Source organism: Helicobacter sp. 23-1046 (assembly GCF_053654635.1).
This window is the reverse complement of the sequence record NZ_JBSIUS010000001.1, coordinates 89391-107223: the sequence shown is the minus strand read 5'-3', so window position 1 is coordinate 107223 and position 17833 is coordinate 89391. Positions and strand designations below refer to the sequence as shown.

Genomic DNA, 17833 nt, shown 5'->3' with positions numbered 1-17833 from the left:
GCGAAAACACGAGCAAAATCAAAAAGCACAATGCAAAATTTTATCACGGCACAGGATTTTAAATGTTTGTTGATAGCGTAGATATTTTTATTACTTCGGGCAATGGTGGGGCTGGGTGCGTGAGCTTTCGGCGCGAAAAATTTGTCATACAAGGCGGACCTGATGGTGGCGATGGTGGCAGGGGTGGTGATGTCATCTTTGAAGTGGATAATAACGCCCATACGCTGGCAAACTTTCGAGGTAAAAAGCACCATAAAGCACACAATGGTGAGGCTGGCAAGCCTAAGAGGTGCGCGGGCAAAAGTGGGGCGCATTGTATCATCAAAGTCCCGCTTGGCACGCAGATTAGCGATTTTGAGAGCGGGGAGGTTTTGTGTGATTTCGACAAGGATTTTAGCAATGCGACTAAAGGCGAAAACGCGCAATTTGTCGCGCTCAAAGGTGGCAAAGGAGGCTTAGGCAATGCACATTTTAAAACCGCAACAAACCAAGCCCCAACCTACGCTCAAAAAGGCATAGCAGGGCAATCACGCCACATAAAACTAGAACTAAAACTTATCGCTGATGTGGGGCTGGTGGGCTACCCAAATGTCGGTAAATCTACGCTCATATCGGTGCTTTCAAACGCTAAACCCGAAGTGGCAAATTATGAATTTACCACGATTACGCCACATTTGGGCGTGGTGGAGGTTGGCAAGCATTTGGGTAGCGTTTGGAGTAATAGCGTGAATAAAAATATAGATTTTGCAGATGCGGATTTCACACCACGCGCAAACAGAGAATATTTCGACACAAGTCGCGGAAGTATTTGTGAGGAAAAATTGGGGTTGCGCGTGAGCGTGAGCGTGGATAAGACACTAAAGTCTATCGAGCGAAACGCCCGAAGCAATCCACAATTTTTGCCACAAAGACAACGCGAGCAAAAAGACAACGCGACAGAGTTAGATTCTTTTGTGATAGCTGACATTCCGGGCATTATCGATGGGGCGAGCGAGGGCAAGGGGCTGGGCTTGCAGTTTTTGCGACACATTGAGCGCACGAAATTTTTGCTTTTTGTGCTTGATTGCACACGGGCGGAATTTGATGGAGGATTAAGCGTGGAGGCGCAGTTTGCAAACTTAAGGCGCGAGCTAGAATCCTACTCAAGCACGCTCGCCACGCGTCCGTATGGAATCGTGCTTAGCAAAATTGACGCTCTGCCAAACCCACAAAATCTAGCGCGAAATGAAACACAAAATCCGCAAAATAAGTCGCAAAAGCAAGCGCAAAACACAAAATCTAGCGCGAACAATTTTGGGCTAGCTTTTAGCAACGCGGATTTTACTAATGCAGATTTTGCCAAACCTGCGTTTATTTTGCCCATTTCTGCGGTTACAAGGCACAATCTCAATGCGCTTGTTAGCGCGCTTTGTAGCGCATTGCAACAAGCCTAAAAAACTGCTAACCCTTAACTGCTAGAAAGCTTATATATCAAAATAGGATTGGGTCTTGTTGCATATTCTAAGTCTGGTAGAATTGGATTTTTTGGGAAATGTTTGCTTACGATGTTGTTTTACAAAAACATTTTTTTAGCGACCCCAATTTTACACGAAGCTATGTTATGATAAGATATGGCACAGCATTAGGGTTACGCATTAGAATCTAAAGTCCTTGTGGAATGTGCAAAATCAACTCTCTATTATACAAATACGCGCTCACTCGCGTGGGTTTAATCTCTAATAATGCTGTGCTCCTTGCCCTGCCCTCGCGCCATAAACCATATTCTTTTATCTTTACTTCGCCTTTATAAAGGCATTCAAGCACTTGCTCTTGCTCTTTTTTTAGTAAATCAAGGATAAAAAAACTCATATCATCTAAAATATCATAATCGCCCACATCAATGCTACACGCGTAAGTCTTGGGTGTATTTTTGGGTGTATTCATCGCTACTGATACTCTGTAACGCTCTGCTTTAGCCACCTCATCTTGGAGTTCAAGTTTGTATGAGATGATTGCCTCTAGGCTCTGTCCATCGCGCCATTCATCATACGCAAGCTCATCTAGCCAACTCGCGCCAAACACGCTTATATACGCGCTAAAAAGCACAAAAACCACGCGCACTAATGCTTCACTCATCGCTACTCTCTTGGCTCGTTTGAATTGTTTAACTGATGAGAATCGCTCTGCGCTTGGTTGAGCATTTTTTGTGTGTCTTTGAGCTCTTTTTCTAGCACCACTACGCGATTGTGTATGCCCTCAGTGGAGCGAATCTGCACGATAAGCACATAAATATTGATAAGCCCTAGCACGACCACCACAAACACACATAAAATAGCGATTTTAACCCCACGCTTTGAGATATTAAGCGCGCTATCATCTTGCAACTGCATAGCCAATCCTTACAATAAATCTTGCCAAAGGTATGCAATAAATGTGCCTTTAGACAATGTTATTGAAAGTCCAAGTAGAAATTCTTTTATAATAAAATTATTTCTCATTATTTAAGCTGGATTTAAGATTTTATGTGTTAGATTCCTCAATTTTATTTTATATTTTGTAGGAATTGATAATGAACGCTAGAATCTTGTGTGTTGCATTTGTGCTCTGTGGCTTTGTGCTTAGCGATGAGTTAGAGCAATCATCAAAGAGTGCAATTACCCCCCCCCCCCCCCCGAAACACAAGATAACAATCAAGTAGAAAATAAAAAGGATTTGCAAAAAGTCCAATTAGGTAAAGTAACTGCTACGGCGGAGAGAGAATTTGAAGCCTATCAAAGTGGAGCACAAATTGGACGAGAAATGTTAGATTCTAATCCTAGTGGGAATGGAGACATTGGCTCGATTCTTAGAATCCTCCCTAATGTGCAGTTTGATAATGCACAAAATCGCTCGACTACACCGGGCGAGATTGACCCTGCGAGAATCAGCATAAGCGGGGGATTGCATTATCAAAATCTCTTTACTCTTGATGGTGTGGGAATGAATAACACGCTAAATCCCGCAGCAACTGCCAATGATAATAGCTGGTTAGGAATGGGTAAGGGACAATCTCAAGGCTTAGCGGTGGATACCTCACTTTTAGAATCTATCACCGTGCTTGATTCTAATATAGGTGCAAGCTATGGAGGATTTACAGGTGGTGTAGTGGAGGCAAACACACGGCGTCCCACCAAAAAATACGGCGCAAATATTTCTTATCAATTCACGCAGGGTAATGCCGACCCAAAAGCCTTTAGCCTTACAAATTATCATCTTTATGAGGGCACAGATATAACATCTTTTCTAGGGAGCGCAGATGCAAACAATCAACCAAACTTCCACAAGCACATTATCCGCGCAAGTGTAGAATCAAAAGTCAATGATAAATTTGGCATAATCGCTAGCTTTAGCTCCACACTTAGCTTTATCCCCTTGCTTCCAAATGCAAAGAGCAACTACACGGGGAACTACGCCACGCCCATTACTCGCTCCGATATAGAGAGCTTTAAACAAACTCAAAAGCGTCAAATTTATAACTACTTTATCAAAGGCTACTATGATGTGAATGAAGCCACTCGCTTAGAGCTCAGCTACACTTACGCGCCACAATATGACTATCGGTTTATGTATGGCACGCAAGGAGATTGGTTTAATTATCAATCAGGCGGGCATAACCTCGCCTTTAAGGCACATTTTTCAAATCCATTAGGAATGCTTACCTACACAGCGGGGTATCAATTTTTAGAAACTTCCTCTAGGACAAACTACAACGCAAGCAAGGCGTGGCAGATTTCAGAGGCTAAAAATTGGGGGAATTATCTCACTTGGGCGCGTGAGGGTGGGCAACCCCCTGTGGAATCCACCCTGCACACTTTTAGCAATAAACTCGTGCAGGATTTTACACCATTTGAGTTAGCAAAAATGGAGCATAAATTCCAAATTGGACTAGAAACAAACTATCAATACGCGCAAAGTGCGTATTACAAAGAGCATTACTACTCACAACAACAAACCGCATATAAATCCTATATGACACAAGCCCAACAAGAGCTCTGTCGCCAAGCCGACCCAAACCAAGAATGGTGTGATGTTTCTAAAGTCTATGACCCTAGAGGGCTTATCAAAGACACAGGCACAAATGGTGCGGTGATAAAGCAGACTTGGAATGGTAGGGATTTATACATTTGGCAATATGGGCAGTTTTTTCAACAAACGAGGCATTTTGGCACAAAGCCAGCATTTGTAAGTAATGGAATCTTCGCGCTATTTGCCCAAGATGATATAGCTATCCCTCTATACAAAGCAGGCAAATTAAATGCACGAGTGGGCGCAAGAGGGGATTATGATACTTATATGGGAAAGGCGACTTTTGCGCCCAGATTCTCGCTTAACTACGAGGCTATGTGGAATGAATGGGATAAGGGGCATAACTTCGCTACACAAATCACATTTGGCGCAAACCGCTACTACGCACAAAATCTCTACGCCTATGCCTTGCAAAATATCCAATACAGCACGATGAATGCGCTATGGCGAGATAGCCCTGATAAAAGCTGGCAGAGTATTTTAGCAAGCGGGGTGAAATGTAGCACCACTATTAAGACAAACTGCATTGAGCCTTATGGAAACTCAACTAAATTTAACAAACTAAAAATCCCCTATACTGATGAGCTAATGGCTGGAATCGCTCAACGCATATTTGATATAAGTTTGGGGCTTAAATACATTTATAGAGAGGGCAAAGATGATATTCGCTATGTCAGTAGCCAAACAGCAAAGCTCCCCACAGACCCAAATTATCGCCCCACTTATTATACTTACACCAATGCAGGCAAATCGTGGAGCAATATTTTTACGCTAAGCATTACGCACGATACACCTCTAGAATCTGGAGGCGTGAAGCATTATGCAAGTTTTAATGTGGATTGGACGCAAGTAAGGCGCAATTATATTGATTATGCTTCTGCAATTAGCGTATCACAGCTTGAAGATTCTGATATTTTATATGAGGGCAGAGTCGTGCCTTACTCTCAACGCCCTGCGAGTAACTTTGTCCGTCCTTTTACGCTACGACTAAATACCACGCACAGCTTTAACATTGGCAAATTTAAGTGGCTCTTAAATAACTTTTTGCGCTATCGCTCCGCATATCAAGCAATCACTAGAATCCACACCGCAGGCACACAATATACAGGAACTAGAGTGCCAAATGCTGCATATAATCCCGCACACAATGACAAAGACCAATATGTGGCTCAAACACTGAGAAATGCTTTCACTTGGGATTTTCGCGCAGGATTTGAAGTAGATGTGCGCAATGGACATACGGTGTATGCAAATATGGATATTTTTAACTTGCTTGATGCCAAAAACCCTACGATTTTAAGCGCGAATTACGCAGGCACTAGCTCTGCGCCTACGATTGGCTATGAAGTAGGGCGACAATTTTGGCTACAAGTGGGGTATAAATTCTAGGGTTCGTCATTGCGAGACTTGCCTAAAAGGTAAGTCGTGGCAATCTATATGTTGTCATATTGAGCATTAGCGAAATATCTCTATTTTTTGATTGTCGTTTGAGATACTTCGGCTAACGCCTCAGTATGACAATATAACAAATATATTTGGATATTTCAGCTTTTGTAAAGCTTCAATAGACAACACGGATTGTTCGCTTGATTATGAAGCTATGCGCAAGGAAGTGCGGATTTTCTCATAGGCTTGCTGAATGCTTCTAAATCGTTCATTATAGCTCTCAATCACCTGAGAATCTTGCCCAAATACCTTATCGGGGTGGTATTCTCGCGCAAGTTTTAAATACCGCTTTTTTACCACCTTGAAGTCATCTTGGTAATGAGATTCTAAAAGCATATAACTTTGGCGCAATTCTATTTCATCTTGAGTGAGGAAGCTCTCAGTATGGCTTGGATTTTTAAAGCTCTCATAATCAAAATCCAAAATTACATTATGCACAACCTTAAAACTCACAATGTTAATAATCATATCCCAAAAATAAGACTTCGTGCTATCTAGGTAAATCTCATCGCCATCGCTCCCCATATAATAATCACAAAAAAGTTGAGCGATATAACGGCGAGCAGTGGCGTTTTTATGACTCATTTTAAGCACAACGCGATTGGCGTTTAAGATTCTAAGAGAAATTTTCACGCGCTGGACAATGGGATTTTTCCCAACGATTTTGATACGAATAGGCAAATAAGTAAATTTTAGCAAATATTCAAGCTCTTGCTTTTTATTTAAGCTTGTTTTAGACATATCATCTTGCACGCAAATATGATACGCCCAATTTACTAAATAATCTTTTTTAAATCGCTCGCCATCATCGAGGATTAACACCGTGCTTGATAATCGATAACTTTTGGAAAAATATTTTTTGGCATAGTCCAATGCCTTATCCAAAAATGCGTTACTTTCTTCTACGGTGATTTGAATATACTTTTGACTAAGAGATATTTTCACTTGCCATCCTATACAAACATAAAAATTCTAAGCCAAAATCGACTATACAATAAAAAGGTTAAGTGTAATGTTATTTTGTTGTGCTAAACTCGCCTAATCTTGCGTAAAATAAAAGGGATACATTTATGGAAGAGTTGATTTTTGCTCTCATAGGCTTCGTAAGTGGCATTGCAGCGGGATTCTTTGGTATGGGTGGTGGGACTATCATCGTGCCTTGTTTGCTTTATATGGGCTATGGGATAGAATACGCCATTGGAATCTCCATTATGCAAATGGTGTTTTCATCTACTTTTGGAAGCATTATAAATTTTTGGCGTAAAAATCTTGATGTAAAAATAGGCGTGTATGTTGGCATTGGTGGGCTTTTTGGTGCGTCATTTAGCGGACTTATCGTGTCTAGTTTGCCCTCGCAAGTCTTGCTTTTGCTATTTATCCTCCTTACGCTTATAGGACTAAAAAAATATATCTTTAACACCAAGACTACCGCTAACCCCAATCCACCTATCACAAATCCCCTCCACCAAAAGTTTGTTTTAATCGGTGTTGGTGCGCTTACAGGAGTTTTTGCTATTTCGCTTGGCATTGGTGGTGGGCTTATGATTGCCCCGATGCTTGCGTATTTTTTGGGATTAGATTCTAAAAAGGTCGTGCCTATCGCGCTATTTTTTGTGATTTTTTCTTCATTTTCTGGGAGTATTTCGCTTTACTCGCATAATTTGGTCGATTTACACAAAGGGCTTATTATTGGGCTTAGCGCAATGCTTGGAGTAGCCATTGGTATCAAAGCCATAGAAAATACCAGCCTTAAAAATCACCGCTATGCACTTATCATCGTATATGTGCTATCACTTTTGGTAAGCGTGTATAAACTTGTAGAGCCATATTTGAAAGGATTGGAGTAGTGTGGCATTTTTGAAACATTGCGCTAATACCCTATTTTAAGCAATTATAAAACTTAAAAAGTAAAGATAAAAAAATTTTAACCAAAATTTTGCCTTAAATGTAATCAAATTCTAAGAAATTGCGATTACAATATAAGGGATTTATATAAATTGCTAAGGATAAAAGATGAACGAAGAATCACAGGTAGTTCTTGTTGGCGGCGGGATTATGAGTCTTACACTAGCGACTTTGTTAAAAGAGATTAAACCAGATTTACACATTAACATTTATGAACAGCTTGATGATGTCGCATTGGAATCTAGCGATGCGTGGAACAATGCTGGCACAGGTCATCAAGCTCTTTGTGAATTGAATTACACCCCTCAGGGCAAAGATGGAAGTGTGGATATTAAAAAAGCACTTACTATTAACCAAGAATTTGAATTAAGCAAGGAATTTTGGGCATATTGCGTGAAACATAAAATTTTACAAAATGCTTCGAGCTTTATCCACCCTGTGCCACATATGAGTTTTGTAACTGATAACAATGTCGCGTTTTTAAAGGCGCGATATGAAGCATTGCATAAGATTCCGTTTTTTCATAATATGCGCTACACACAAGACAAAGACCAAATCTCACAATGGACGCCACTTCTCACAGATGGGCGAGAAAGCAACCAAGAAATAGCCACAACTTTTATGAATGGTGGAAGTGATGTGGATTTTGGTGCGATTGTGCGACAAATGGCACAAAGTTTAGCACAAAAAGAAGGGGTAAATGTATTTTATCATCACAAAGTTGTCGGTATTAAGAAAGAGGGGAGCGAGTGGCACTTAAAAATAAAAGATGATACTCGCGGACAGGCAAAAAATGTCCGCACAAGATTTGTATTTTTAGGAGCTGGCGGAGCGACTATACAGCTCCTGCAAAAATCTGGTGTGCAAGAGAGCAAGGGATATTCTGGGCTTGCTGTAAATGGATTGTGGCTCGTGTGTAAGAATAAAGATATTATCCAAAAACATCACGCAAAAGTCTATGGCAAAGCATCTGTCGGTGCGCCTCCTATGTCTGTGCCACACCTAGATACGAGATTTATGAATGGCAACAAAGAGCTTATGTTTGGTCCTTATGCTGGTTTTAATACGCGTTTTTTAAAAAATGGAAGCCTGCTTGATTTCCCATCTGTTATGCAAAGTGATAACTTTATCCCTATGATGCAAGCGGGGATTGATAATATCCCGCTCACCATTTACCTGCTTAAAGAGGTTATGCTAGGGAAGAGGGGTCGCATTCAAAGACTTCAAGGCTATATGCCAAGTGCTAACTCTGCTGATTGGGAAATTAAAATGGCTGGCGTGCGTGTGCAAATCATCAAAAAAGATGCTAATAATCGTGGATTCTTACAATTTGGCACAGAAGTCATAGTCTCTCAAGATGGCTCACTAGCCGCCTTGCTTGGAGCTTCGCCCGGTGCTTCTACTTCGGTCAATATTTTGCTTGAAGTGTTAGAGAAGTGCTTTAAAGATGAAGTGGCTAGTGCTAGAGAGAAGCTAAAAGAAATGATTCCCTCATATCAAAATACTTTAGAGCAAAACATTGCAAACTTTAATGAAATTCGCTCAAAGACTGCGGAGTTGCTTGGATTGCCATTTGAAGGCATTTAGATTCTAAGTGTTGGTGCAAATGGCATTAAGCAATGTCAAAAATTAAGGCTTTTATGTCTTTTATCGCCTTTTGCCAGCCATTTTGGCTTCGTATTCTCTTTTGAGCTTTTCTTCTTGTTCGCGTGCGCTTTGCTTAGCACGCTTTTTTTCCTCTAGTCGCTCTTTTTCAAGCATTACCTTGCGCTCACGCGTATCACGGATTTTTTGCATATATTGCTCCCTGCGTTTTGGGTCTTGATAGCGAATGGGCTTCATAAACATCACACAAAGCACAATAATAAACAACACCAAAGCCATTGCTGAATCATTATCACCAAAGTGAAACCACAGCGCACCAATAAGCGCAGCGGTAAAAAACTGCAAAAATAATTTCATCTCTTTTACCCTATTAACTCTTCAAACGCAACCTTATGGAATCTTTTTTCTAGCGGTTTATCAAGTGCTAGCAAACACAATTCCGCAAGGTTAAAAACAGGGATTTTGGGACAATCACGCGGTGGCGAAAAGCTCCCCTGCAATCTATCAAAAACAAAAAATTGCGAAATACTTAACGCACTAAAAAAATCAATCCCCAAATCAACGAGCGTAAAAAATTGCTTGTGCAAACTTTGCTTGGCTAAAGTTGCATTGCTCTCAAGCAAGTGGCAAAAATACGAATCAGTGCTTGGCACAATAGCGAGCTCAAGTGCGCGAAAAATAGTGGTTAAATCTAGTGGCACAAAGGCATAAGTGCGCAAAAGCGCGGATTTATATTGCTTAAAACTTTTAGCAAAGACACAATGTCCCTCTGCACTCTTTTTAGCAATAAGCCAATCAAGCGTAACAAAACTAGGTTTATTAGGGTCAAAGCTAAGATTATGGGAGTGCAAAAAATCAATAAGTAGTGCTTGAGTGTCAGGCTGCAAAAATGCCTCCAAAGTAAGTAATGCCTGCGTGCAGACATCTTCCTCAACAAAAAGAAGCACACAATCTTGGCTTTGAGCAATGGCAAAGTTATACGCCATATTTTTGAGCGCGTTCGTGGAATCTTTAATGCTGGCAAAATACCCACTATAAGGTTTAAGTGGGATTTTTGGTGCGACATTTTGCACGCCAAAAGATTCTAAAAGTTCCTTGCTTGGGGCAATAAATCTTGCTATATCGTCTTTTTTAACTCCACTACACACAATCTCATCATACACATCAAAAAGCATTATTCCCTGTGATTGATAGGGGAAATTCAGTGTTTTAGAATCTAACATTTCTCCTCCTTAATTCGCACCAGAACACTCTTTAGCAAAATGTTCTTTAATGATAGTAAAAAATGGCTTGCTGTTGTGCCAACCAAAAGGATACATCGCCCTATCAAGGCTAACAAAATTCAAAATCCCACTAGAAGAATCACAAATAAAATCCAAAAGCTCTTTTTTATGGGTGGGATAAAGCTCGCTCAAATGCGCGACATAGAGGAAAAATCCATCGCCCAAATACTCATCAATAAAATCCTCACATTCACAAAGTGCGGAGAGAAAATTATATTTTAAAAAACCTCTTAATTCACTTTTATGCTCCTTTGTGATAAATGGCATTTGGGCAAAAAATTCTGCATATCTTTCATCATACACGCTAAAATCAAGCACAAAATCCTTGAGTGCGAATTTCTCACAAAGCGGGCTAAGAATCCACGCATTCCCAAACTCGCCCACTAATTCACTAATGGGCAAATCCTCCAATACACTCACGCTATTGATGCGCAAACACACTTCATCTAAACCCAAATCGCGTAAATTATGCGTCAAAAACTCGCACAACTCGCTAAGCGTGCTGGATTGCTTATAGGGAAAATCTATCTTTTCATAATAAGGGAGATAATCCCTGCCCTGATGGAATCTAAACACTTTAAGTGCTATGGTATTTGGTGGAATATGTGGAATAAAACTACTCATTTTTATCTCCTTTTTTTTTGCTAAAAAGATAAGAGTTTTCAGGATTGCTTGAGAGCATTTGCATAGAGAAATCTAAATCTCTAAAATCTTCTTGTATGCTATCAAAATCACTATAAAGTTGCGCATTTGCGACATTGACAAAAAGTGAAATTTCTTTTAAAAGTTGCTCATCTTGGAGGAGAATCTGCACGATTCCCTCATATTCAATAGTTACCAAACTCCCAAAGTTTTGCTCGCCAAAGCCCGCTTCAAAACTTATCCCGCTCACTCCAAAATCAATACTCTCAAATGTATAGCCAGCCAAAATAAACAAAGTCAAATCATTTAGTCCTTTGGCTATATCCTCTGGCAATGGAGGATTAAAATCTGTCTTGCTAATGTCGCATAAGATAGAAAATGAGATTTTTTGCTCCACCAACAGGATTAAAAACTCCTTTGCGTGCTTTGTCAATAAATGTCGTAGTTTTGCGTTTTTTATAATCATAAAAGTTCCTCAAACTCACTAAACATTTTTTTAACTTCATTCATACCAATGTCCCAAAACGCACAATCATCAATATCAAAGCCAAACTCCTTAATAAGTTCTTTTGGACTTAAACTTCCACCACGAGATAAAAAGCCAATGTATGTTTGGATAAATTTTTCCCTTTTGGCTTTATTGCCCTGTGTCATTTTATAGAGCCCAAAGAGTGCGAGCACAAGCAACTGCCCATAGCTATACGCATAGCAATAAAATGGCGAGTGAATAAAATGCGGTATATAGCACCACCAACCTGCATAATTTTTGGTGAGTCGCAAGGAATCACCAAACATTTTAGCGTTTTGCTCCTCCCAAATTGTATCAAAATCCTCTGGGCTTAACTCACCATCTTTGGCGTGGATGGCGCGTTCAAAATTTGTCATCACAATCTGGCGAAACAGCGTAGAAAAAATGTCCTCTAATTTACCCGCATAAAGCTCTAAAAGCTCCGTTTTATTAAGCTTTTGCTTCATTGAATCAAAAAGCAACATTTCAGCAAACACTGATGCTGTCTCTGCGGTAGTGAGTGGCGTGTCTGCGTTAAGATAGCCCACTTGCTTGCTTAACTCTTGGTGTATCATATGCCCAAACTCGTGCGCTATGGTAAAAGTATCCCTGCGATTACCCGTCCAATTTAATAGCACATAGGGATGCGCGCGCGGGATAGCACTATGGCTAAACGCTCCGCCTCGTTTATTTGGCGTTGGGTGAGAATCTACCCAGCCCTCTTTAATCGCCTTGTAAGCGATTGAAGCAAATGTGGGAGAAAAATTACTAAAAGATTCTAACACTTCACCAAGCGCACTTTGATAAGTAAGTGTGGCTTTTTGTTTTGGATACTTAAACTCTAAAGGAGCGTATCTATCGTAATCTTTAAGTGTTTTTATATTCATTAGTTTTGCTTTGATTGCATAATACTTATGCACGACTTTATAATTTGCATTCACACAATCCACAAGCGCATCGACACTTTTTTGCGTAATGCAATTTGCAATATGCCTAAAGCTCTCTGGCTTTTCATACCCGCGTAATTCCTTTGTGATTGCGACATCTTTTCGCACAATGTTTAAAATATAGCTTAACAAATGGCGAGATTTTTTTAACCCCGCGCTAAAAGATTTCTGTGCCTGTTTGCGTGTGATTCTATCGGGGTTATGCAGAAGTGCTAATATTTGCTCCTCGTTGAGTTTTTTACCCCTGCATTTAAAGCGTGCTTGAGCTAAATGCTCATCAAAGAGTCGCGAAAAGGCATTTGTGCTAATGGGAGAAGTTTTTAAAAGCACTTGTTCTTCTTTAAGGCTAAGGGTGTATTTCGCCTGCTCGCTGATTTTTTGCACATAAAAGGCATATCTTGGCGCGCAATTGGCGATTTGTTCTATAATCGTGCTATCGAGCTTGGCAAGCTCCAATTCAAAAAATAGCAATTCATTTTGCGCTTTATTTACGCGTTGCTCAAAATCCGCATAAAGCGCACCATTATTAGTGTCTTTAGCAAAAAGCAAAAACGCATAAGTCATCACTCCACCAAGATTCTCGCAAAGTTGCTCATATTGGGTTAAAACACGCTCAAAATCCTTTGGAGCAATGCTGCCTAGCTTGCCTTGATAGTGTTTGTTGAAATTCTTTGCTGCTTGTAGTGTATCTTCGCAAGCAGATTTTGCATTTTGGCGTGAGGTAAAAAGTGCATTGAGATTCCACTCATTTTGTTTTGGTAAATGTGTGTTTTTTAGCGGTTTTGGTGAGATTGTTGCATTCATTGTTTTTCCTTAGAAGTTTTTTATAATTTTAGTCTTGTTTTAGCAATTCTAACGCTTTTAAGAAGCTAATTTCTTCCATTTGCATTCCACTTGTCATATTTTTAAGTGTGATGGTCTTTGTGGCAAACTCACTCTCTCCAACCACCAACACAAACTCGTGTCCAAGTGCATTAGCATAGCTAAATGGTTTTTTTAATCGCGTAATATCTGGATATACTTCGACAGAGATTCCAGAGCGGCGCAAGGACTCTGCTAATGCGTGCGTGTAAGCAAGATACGCATTATCCATACACACGAGCAACGCGCGTGCTGAAGTGGAATTGTTTTTCATCATTTCAAGCTCTTTTATTGCGCTTAATAATCTATCAATACCGATAGACGCGCCCACTCCACTCATCTTTTGCTTAGAAAAAGTCTTGGTTAAGTCATCATACCGCCCTCCAGAGCACACACTCCCTACACTTGGCAAGCGCGTCAAAACGCTCTCATACACAATTCCTGTGTAATATCCAAGCCCGCGTGCAATGGAAAAATTCACGCGATAGCAGTCCTTATCCATTTGCAACAAACTAAGAATCTCATACAGCTGCTCAATATCCTCAATCCCGCTTTTTAACTCATCATTCCATTCTTTTAAAAATGCGATACTTTTAAAAAACTCTCCACTCTCGCCATTTTGCTTGATAGAAGTGTAGTGTAAAATATTCTTTGCTGTTTTTTGGGTTATCCCAACTTCAGATTCCAACTCGGCGACTACACTCTCTTTACCAATTTTATCAAGTTTATCAATCACGCGCAGTGTAGCATTTATCGCCTTAGATTCTGTAATGCCAAAATGCTTGCAAATGCCATTTAAAATTTTTCTATGATTTATCCAAATACTAAACTCATCAATCCCAATCGCACACAACGAAGCATAAATCACTTGCACAATCTCAGCATCACACGAAAGAGATTCACTCCCAATAAAATCAAAATCACATTGTGTAAATTCCCTATATCTACCCTTTTGTGCCCTCTCGCCGCGAAACACATTGCCAATGGCATACCGCTTAAATGGTAGTTGCAACTCGTTTTGATATTGAGAAATAAAACGCGCTAAGGGAACGGTCAAATCAAAGCGCAATGCCACATCGCGCCCGCCTTTATCGTTGAAACGATAAAGTTCTTTTTGAATCTCCTCGCTACCTTGCTTCACCAAAATGTCTGCATACTCAATATGCGGTGTCTCAATGGGCACAAAACCAAACTTCAAAAACACTTCACTCACCTTCCCTAGAAGCATATTTTTTGTCATTGATTCTTTTGGTAATCTATCTTTAAAGCCACTTAAGACACGCGGAGTAACCAGCATATCAACTCCTAAATTTTTTTCTTAGCATTATAACAAACTTAGCGCGCATTTTGGCGTTAAAATTTCTCATACAAGCCATTTTGTCGCAATGCCTCATAAAGCACTGCTCCCACACAAGTAGCTAAATTGATGCTTCGCGCAATTTTACTCATAGGAAGTTTGTAAATTGCATTGATGTTTTGGGTTAAAATACGCTCATCAATCCCCGCATCCTCACGCCCAAAGTATAAATAACACTCTTTACCAAAACTTGCTTCATAATGGAGTTTTTGTGCCTTTGTGCTAAAGAAAAAGTGCTTTTGGGCTTGCTCTTTGGTATTTGCAATAGGGTGAGATTCCCAAAAATCCTCCAAATTCTCCCATTCTTTCACGCTTAAATGCTGCCAATAATCTAATCCTGCGCGTTTTAACTCTTTTTGCGAAGTTGAGAATCCAAGCGGTTTGATTAAATGAAGCATTGCGTTAGTTGCCACGCACAAACGCCCTATATTGCCCGTATTTTGTGGAATCTGTGGCTCAACGAGCACAATATGAATCATTATAGCACCCCCATCATACTTAACCCATTTACAACGCCATACACACCAAATCCCATCATCGCTCCCGCAGCCAAATAAGCAAACACTGCCTTATTAGCGTGAAAAAATCGCATAAACACACTTGAAAAAAAAGCAAAAGGATACATCACAACTATTGTAGCGAGCCCAAAAGCACCCATTACTAACGCTCCATTAAGTGCTCCACCACTTGCCAAAGCAGTGAGTAAAAAATAATACACAATGCCACAGGGCAAGATTCCATTTAATGCTCCAAGCAAAAAAAACGACACGCTCAAACGCGAATGTAAAAGCGCACTAAAAATGGGTGCAATGGTGCGAAACACAAGAGAATCTTTGTTGATATTGGGCTCAAATACTCGTATAATATGGGGCAAAAACGCCAAACAAAAGCCAAAAACTATAAGCAAAATATTCACGCCCAACAAGATAGGAATCTTCAAATCCAACACTGCATTAAAAATGATACCAATCCCCCCAGCAATAGCACCTAAAAGCATATACACGCTCACTCTGCCAACCACATACAGCAAGTGCGCAAATGCCACTTTTTTAGGAGAAGATTCTTTGATAAGTCTTGTGTTTGCAAGCGAAATCACAATCCCACCGCACATTCCAACGCAATGACTAAAAGAGGCTAAGAGTGCTATGCCAAATACACTGCTTAACTCAATATACCCCATATCTTTCCTTTCAAAATTTGCAATGAATGTGCAAAATTTTAACACTTTTTAATAGATTTTTTGTTACAATGCCACGCTTATCCCAATAAAGACATCTAATCATTTAAGGAATCACAATGAAAAAAGATATTCACCCACAATATGTGCCTTGCAAAGTTACTTGCGTAACAAGTGGCAAGGAAATCGAAGTGCTAAGCACAAAGCCAGAATTAAGGATTGATATTTCAAGTTTTTGCCACCCGTTTTATACAGGGAGTGATAAAATCGCTGATGCGACAGGGCGCGTAGAGAAATTTCGCCAAAAATACAACCTTAAATAGCTCGCATTTATACACTCCAACTCGCTATAAATGCTTATTTTACTCCCCACCCCCATCGGCAATCTCTTTGATATAAGCCTGCGGGGCTTGGAGATACTCTTAAACGCGCAAATTGTGCTTTGCGAAGACACAAGAGTAGCAAAAAAGCTCTACACGCTCTTAGAATCAAAAAATCTATTTGCTAAAATTACTTCCACACCACCCACAAATATCTTAGAAGATAAAAAATTTCTCCCATTTCATTCGCACAATCAACGGGATTTTATCGCCACACTTAAGCCCGCGTTTTTTGATAGCAATGTCATTTATATAAGCGATGCGGGAATGCCTTGTATTTGCGACCCAGGAGCAAAGTTGGTAGAGTTTTGCATACGAAATGCTATTCCTTATGAAGTATTGCCCGGCTCAAGTGCGCTTAATGTATGCTTTGCAAGTAGCGGGATAGAATCAAATGCGTTTTATTTTGGGGGGTTTTTGCCACACAAACAATCACAAAGACAAGAAATTTTCTACCAGTTGGCACATTATAATGTGCCTTGTGTCTTTTATGAAAGCCCACATAGACTTATCCAAAGCCTACAAGATATTCAAAAGTGCCTACCAAAAGCATATTTGTGTGTGTGTAAAGAGATAAGCAAAATGTATGAGGAGCGATTTTTTGGGGTTGCACGAGAGGTTTTAGCACAACTAGATTCTAAAAAAATCTGTGGGGAGTGGGTTTTTTGTATTTATAACGCAAAAAGCGATTCTCAACATTTGATTTTTCCAAACGCTGGGAATCTCAGTGTAAATGATATTTTAGAGCTTGACATTACCCCAAAAATTAAAGCAAAACTTCTCTCAAAGCTCACTAATAAGCCCATTAAACAATGCTATGAAGAACTCATAAATACCACACCCAAAGCAAAAGAAGATTCTCAACTCACACACAAGGCAATGCGATGATAATATTTGGCAAACAACCCGTGCTCTATGCAATCACACACCACAAAGACAAAATCCAAGAAATCTATGTCGCTAAACAACTGCCAAAAGAGATATTTAGCACACTAAAGAGCGCAAACAAGCCAATCATAGTCCTTGATAACAAAAAAGCCCAAGCCCTCGCACACGGACGCAATCATCAAGGAATCTTTGCTAAAATCACCCCGCTTAATCCTACACCACTTAGTATGATGAAAGGTTTTGAGAATCTCTTAATGCTCGTTGGGTTGAGTGATGTGGGTAACATTGGCTCGATTGTAAGAAGCGCGTATTGTTTAGGTGCTTGTGGCGTTATCTTAGCGCAGAGTAACCTCCACCAAAATGCCATTGAGGGCATCGTGCGCTCTAGCAGTGGGGCATTACTAGATATGCCTTTTTGCATTATCCCTAATGCGTTTGATTGTTTAAATGAACTTAAAATGGCAAACTTTACACTTCTTGGAGCGGATATGGCTGGAGAAAATGTGGTAAAAATTCGCCAAAGTTTAACTCAAGTGTGCAAAAAGAACGCACAAAAATTACCAAAAATAGATACAATAGGCATTTTACAAAGCACACCATTACAAACAGCACAAGATGAGCGATTGCAAAAGTGGGTTTTATGCGTGGGTAGCGAGGGAGATGGACTCTCAGAGAAATTTTTGCAAAGAATGGACTTGCGTGTATGTGTTCGCATTAAGCGGGACTTTGATTCGCTTAATGTCGCACACGCAACGATAATCTTGCTAGATAGACTACTTAATTAAAGGAC

Annotated in this window: 19 protein-coding genes; 8 read left to right on the top strand and 11 right to left on the bottom strand. The window is 40.1% G+C overall.

Going from position 1 to position 17833, the window contains the following annotated elements:
* The first annotated feature begins 62 nt into the window (after positions 1-62).
* Positions 63-1433, top strand: a complete 1371-nt coding sequence (gene obgE, locus ACWIUJ_RS00555; protein WP_454168270.1) for a GTPase ObgE — start codon at positions 63-65, stop codon at positions 1431-1433.
* A gap of 208 nt (positions 1434-1641) precedes the next feature.
* Here the strand turns inward: obgE and ACWIUJ_RS00550 are convergent, their stop codons facing one another.
* Both ACWIUJ_RS00550 and ACWIUJ_RS00545 read right to left on the bottom strand, forming a co-directional pair.
* Complete coding sequence (locus tag ACWIUJ_RS00550; RefSeq protein WP_454168268.1) at positions 1642-2115, bottom strand: hypothetical protein; 474 nt, start codon at positions 2113-2115, stop codon at positions 1642-1644.
* A gap of 2 nt (positions 2116-2117) precedes the next feature.
* Positions 2118-2369, bottom strand: a complete 252-nt coding sequence (locus tag ACWIUJ_RS00545) for a DUF5408 family protein (protein WP_454168266.1) — start codon at positions 2367-2369, stop codon at positions 2118-2120.
* A gap of 179 nt (positions 2370-2548) precedes the next feature.
* Between ACWIUJ_RS00545 and ACWIUJ_RS00540 the strand changes: the two genes are divergently transcribed.
* Both ACWIUJ_RS00540 and ACWIUJ_RS00535 read left to right on the top strand, forming a co-directional pair.
* Positions 2549-2677 (top strand): hypothetical protein, encoded by a 129-nt coding sequence (locus ACWIUJ_RS00540; protein WP_454168264.1) that lies wholly within the window; start codon positions 2549-2551, stop codon positions 2675-2677.
* Positions 2678-2691: 14 nt separating this feature from the next.
* The gene (locus ACWIUJ_RS00535) at positions 2692-5433 is read left to right on the top strand and encodes a TonB-dependent receptor plug domain-containing protein (protein WP_454168262.1); all 2742 of its coding nucleotides are present in this window, start codon (positions 2692-2694) and stop codon (positions 5431-5433) included.
* A gap of 201 nt (positions 5434-5634) precedes the next feature.
* On the opposite strand, the gene ACWIUJ_RS00530 is transcribed toward ACWIUJ_RS00535, so the two are convergent.
* Positions 5635-6435, bottom strand: a complete 801-nt coding sequence (locus ACWIUJ_RS00530; protein ID WP_454168260.1) for a J domain-containing protein — start codon at positions 6433-6435, stop codon at positions 5635-5637.
* A 125-nt stretch (positions 6436-6560) separates the two neighbouring features.
* Here ACWIUJ_RS00530 and ACWIUJ_RS00525 point away from each other — a divergent pair, with 125 nt between their 5' ends.
* Together ACWIUJ_RS00525 and mqo are read left to right on the top strand one after the other, a co-directional pair.
* The gene (locus tag ACWIUJ_RS00525) at positions 6561-7337 is read left to right on the top strand and encodes a sulfite exporter TauE/SafE family protein (protein ID WP_454152333.1); all 777 of its coding nucleotides are present in this window, start codon (positions 6561-6563) and stop codon (positions 7335-7337) included.
* Between the two features lie 166 nt (positions 7338-7503).
* Positions 7504-8982 carry a malate dehydrogenase (quinone) gene (gene mqo, locus ACWIUJ_RS00520; RefSeq protein ID WP_454168258.1) on the top strand — a complete coding sequence of 493 codons (1479 nt, stop codon included), beginning with the start codon at positions 7504-7506 and terminating at the stop codon, positions 8980-8982.
* A 60-nt stretch (positions 8983-9042) separates the two neighbouring features.
* On the opposite strand, the gene ACWIUJ_RS00515 is transcribed toward mqo, so the two are convergent.
* Genes ACWIUJ_RS00515 through ACWIUJ_RS00480 form a run of 8 tightly spaced genes read right to left on the bottom strand, consistent with a single transcriptional unit; the run spans position 9043 to position 15778 of the window.
* On the bottom strand, positions 9043-9357 hold the full coding sequence (locus tag ACWIUJ_RS00515) for a hypothetical protein (protein WP_454152331.1): 315 nt from the start codon (positions 9355-9357) through the stop codon (positions 9043-9045).
* 5 nt (positions 9358-9362) lie between these two features.
* Positions 9363-10223, bottom strand: a complete 861-nt coding sequence (locus tag ACWIUJ_RS00510; RefSeq protein ID WP_454152330.1) for an HdrB C-terminal domain-containing protein — start codon at positions 10221-10223, stop codon at positions 9363-9365.
* A 9-nt stretch (positions 10224-10232) separates the two neighbouring features.
* Positions 10233-10907, bottom strand: a complete 675-nt coding sequence (locus ACWIUJ_RS00505; protein ID WP_454168256.1) for a DUF5644 domain-containing protein — start codon at positions 10905-10907, stop codon at positions 10233-10235.
* Positions 10900-11391, bottom strand: coding sequence for a hypothetical protein (locus tag ACWIUJ_RS00500; RefSeq protein WP_454168254.1), 492 nt, complete (start codon positions 11389-11391; stop codon positions 10900-10902). Before ACWIUJ_RS00500 ends, ACWIUJ_RS00505 begins: the two co-directional genes overlap by 8 nt.
* On the bottom strand, positions 11388-13184 hold the full coding sequence (locus ACWIUJ_RS00495; RefSeq protein WP_454152327.1) for a M3 family oligoendopeptidase: 1797 nt from the start codon (positions 13182-13184) through the stop codon (positions 11388-11390). The genes ACWIUJ_RS00500 and ACWIUJ_RS00495 overlap by 4 nt, the downstream gene beginning before the upstream one ends.
* A 28-nt stretch (positions 13185-13212) precedes the next feature.
* Positions 13213-14535 (bottom strand): histidine--tRNA ligase, encoded by a 1323-nt coding sequence (gene hisS, locus ACWIUJ_RS00490; protein ID WP_454169706.1) that lies wholly within the window; start codon positions 14533-14535, stop codon positions 13213-13215.
* A 59-nt stretch (positions 14536-14594) separates the two neighbouring features.
* Positions 14595-15077 (bottom strand): tRNA (cytidine(34)-2'-O)-methyltransferase, encoded by a 483-nt coding sequence (locus tag ACWIUJ_RS00485; RefSeq protein WP_454168252.1) that lies wholly within the window; start codon positions 15075-15077, stop codon positions 14595-14597.
* Positions 15077-15778, bottom strand: a complete 702-nt coding sequence (locus tag ACWIUJ_RS00480; RefSeq protein WP_454152325.1) for a sulfite exporter TauE/SafE family protein — start codon at positions 15776-15778, stop codon at positions 15077-15079. The genes ACWIUJ_RS00485 and ACWIUJ_RS00480 overlap by 1 nt, the downstream gene beginning before the upstream one ends.
* A 116-nt stretch (positions 15779-15894) precedes the next feature.
* Between ACWIUJ_RS00480 and rpmE the strand changes: the two genes are divergently transcribed.
* The 3 genes from rpmE to ACWIUJ_RS00465 are packed head-to-tail and all read left to right on the top strand — an operon-like array spanning position 15895 to position 17828.
* The gene (rpmE, locus tag ACWIUJ_RS00475) at positions 15895-16098 is read left to right on the top strand and encodes a 50S ribosomal protein L31 (RefSeq protein WP_454152324.1); all 204 of its coding nucleotides are present in this window, start codon (positions 15895-15897) and stop codon (positions 16096-16098) included.
* 30 nt (positions 16099-16128) lie between these two features.
* Positions 16129-17043, top strand: a complete 915-nt coding sequence (gene rsmI / locus ACWIUJ_RS00470) for a 16S rRNA (cytidine(1402)-2'-O)-methyltransferase (protein WP_454168251.1) — start codon at positions 16129-16131, stop codon at positions 17041-17043.
* On the top strand, positions 17040-17828 hold the full coding sequence (locus tag ACWIUJ_RS00465; protein ID WP_454168249.1) for a TrmH family RNA methyltransferase: 789 nt from the start codon (positions 17040-17042) through the stop codon (positions 17826-17828). The genes rsmI and ACWIUJ_RS00465 overlap by 4 nt, the downstream gene beginning before the upstream one ends.
* Positions 17829-17833 lie beyond the last annotated feature (5 nt).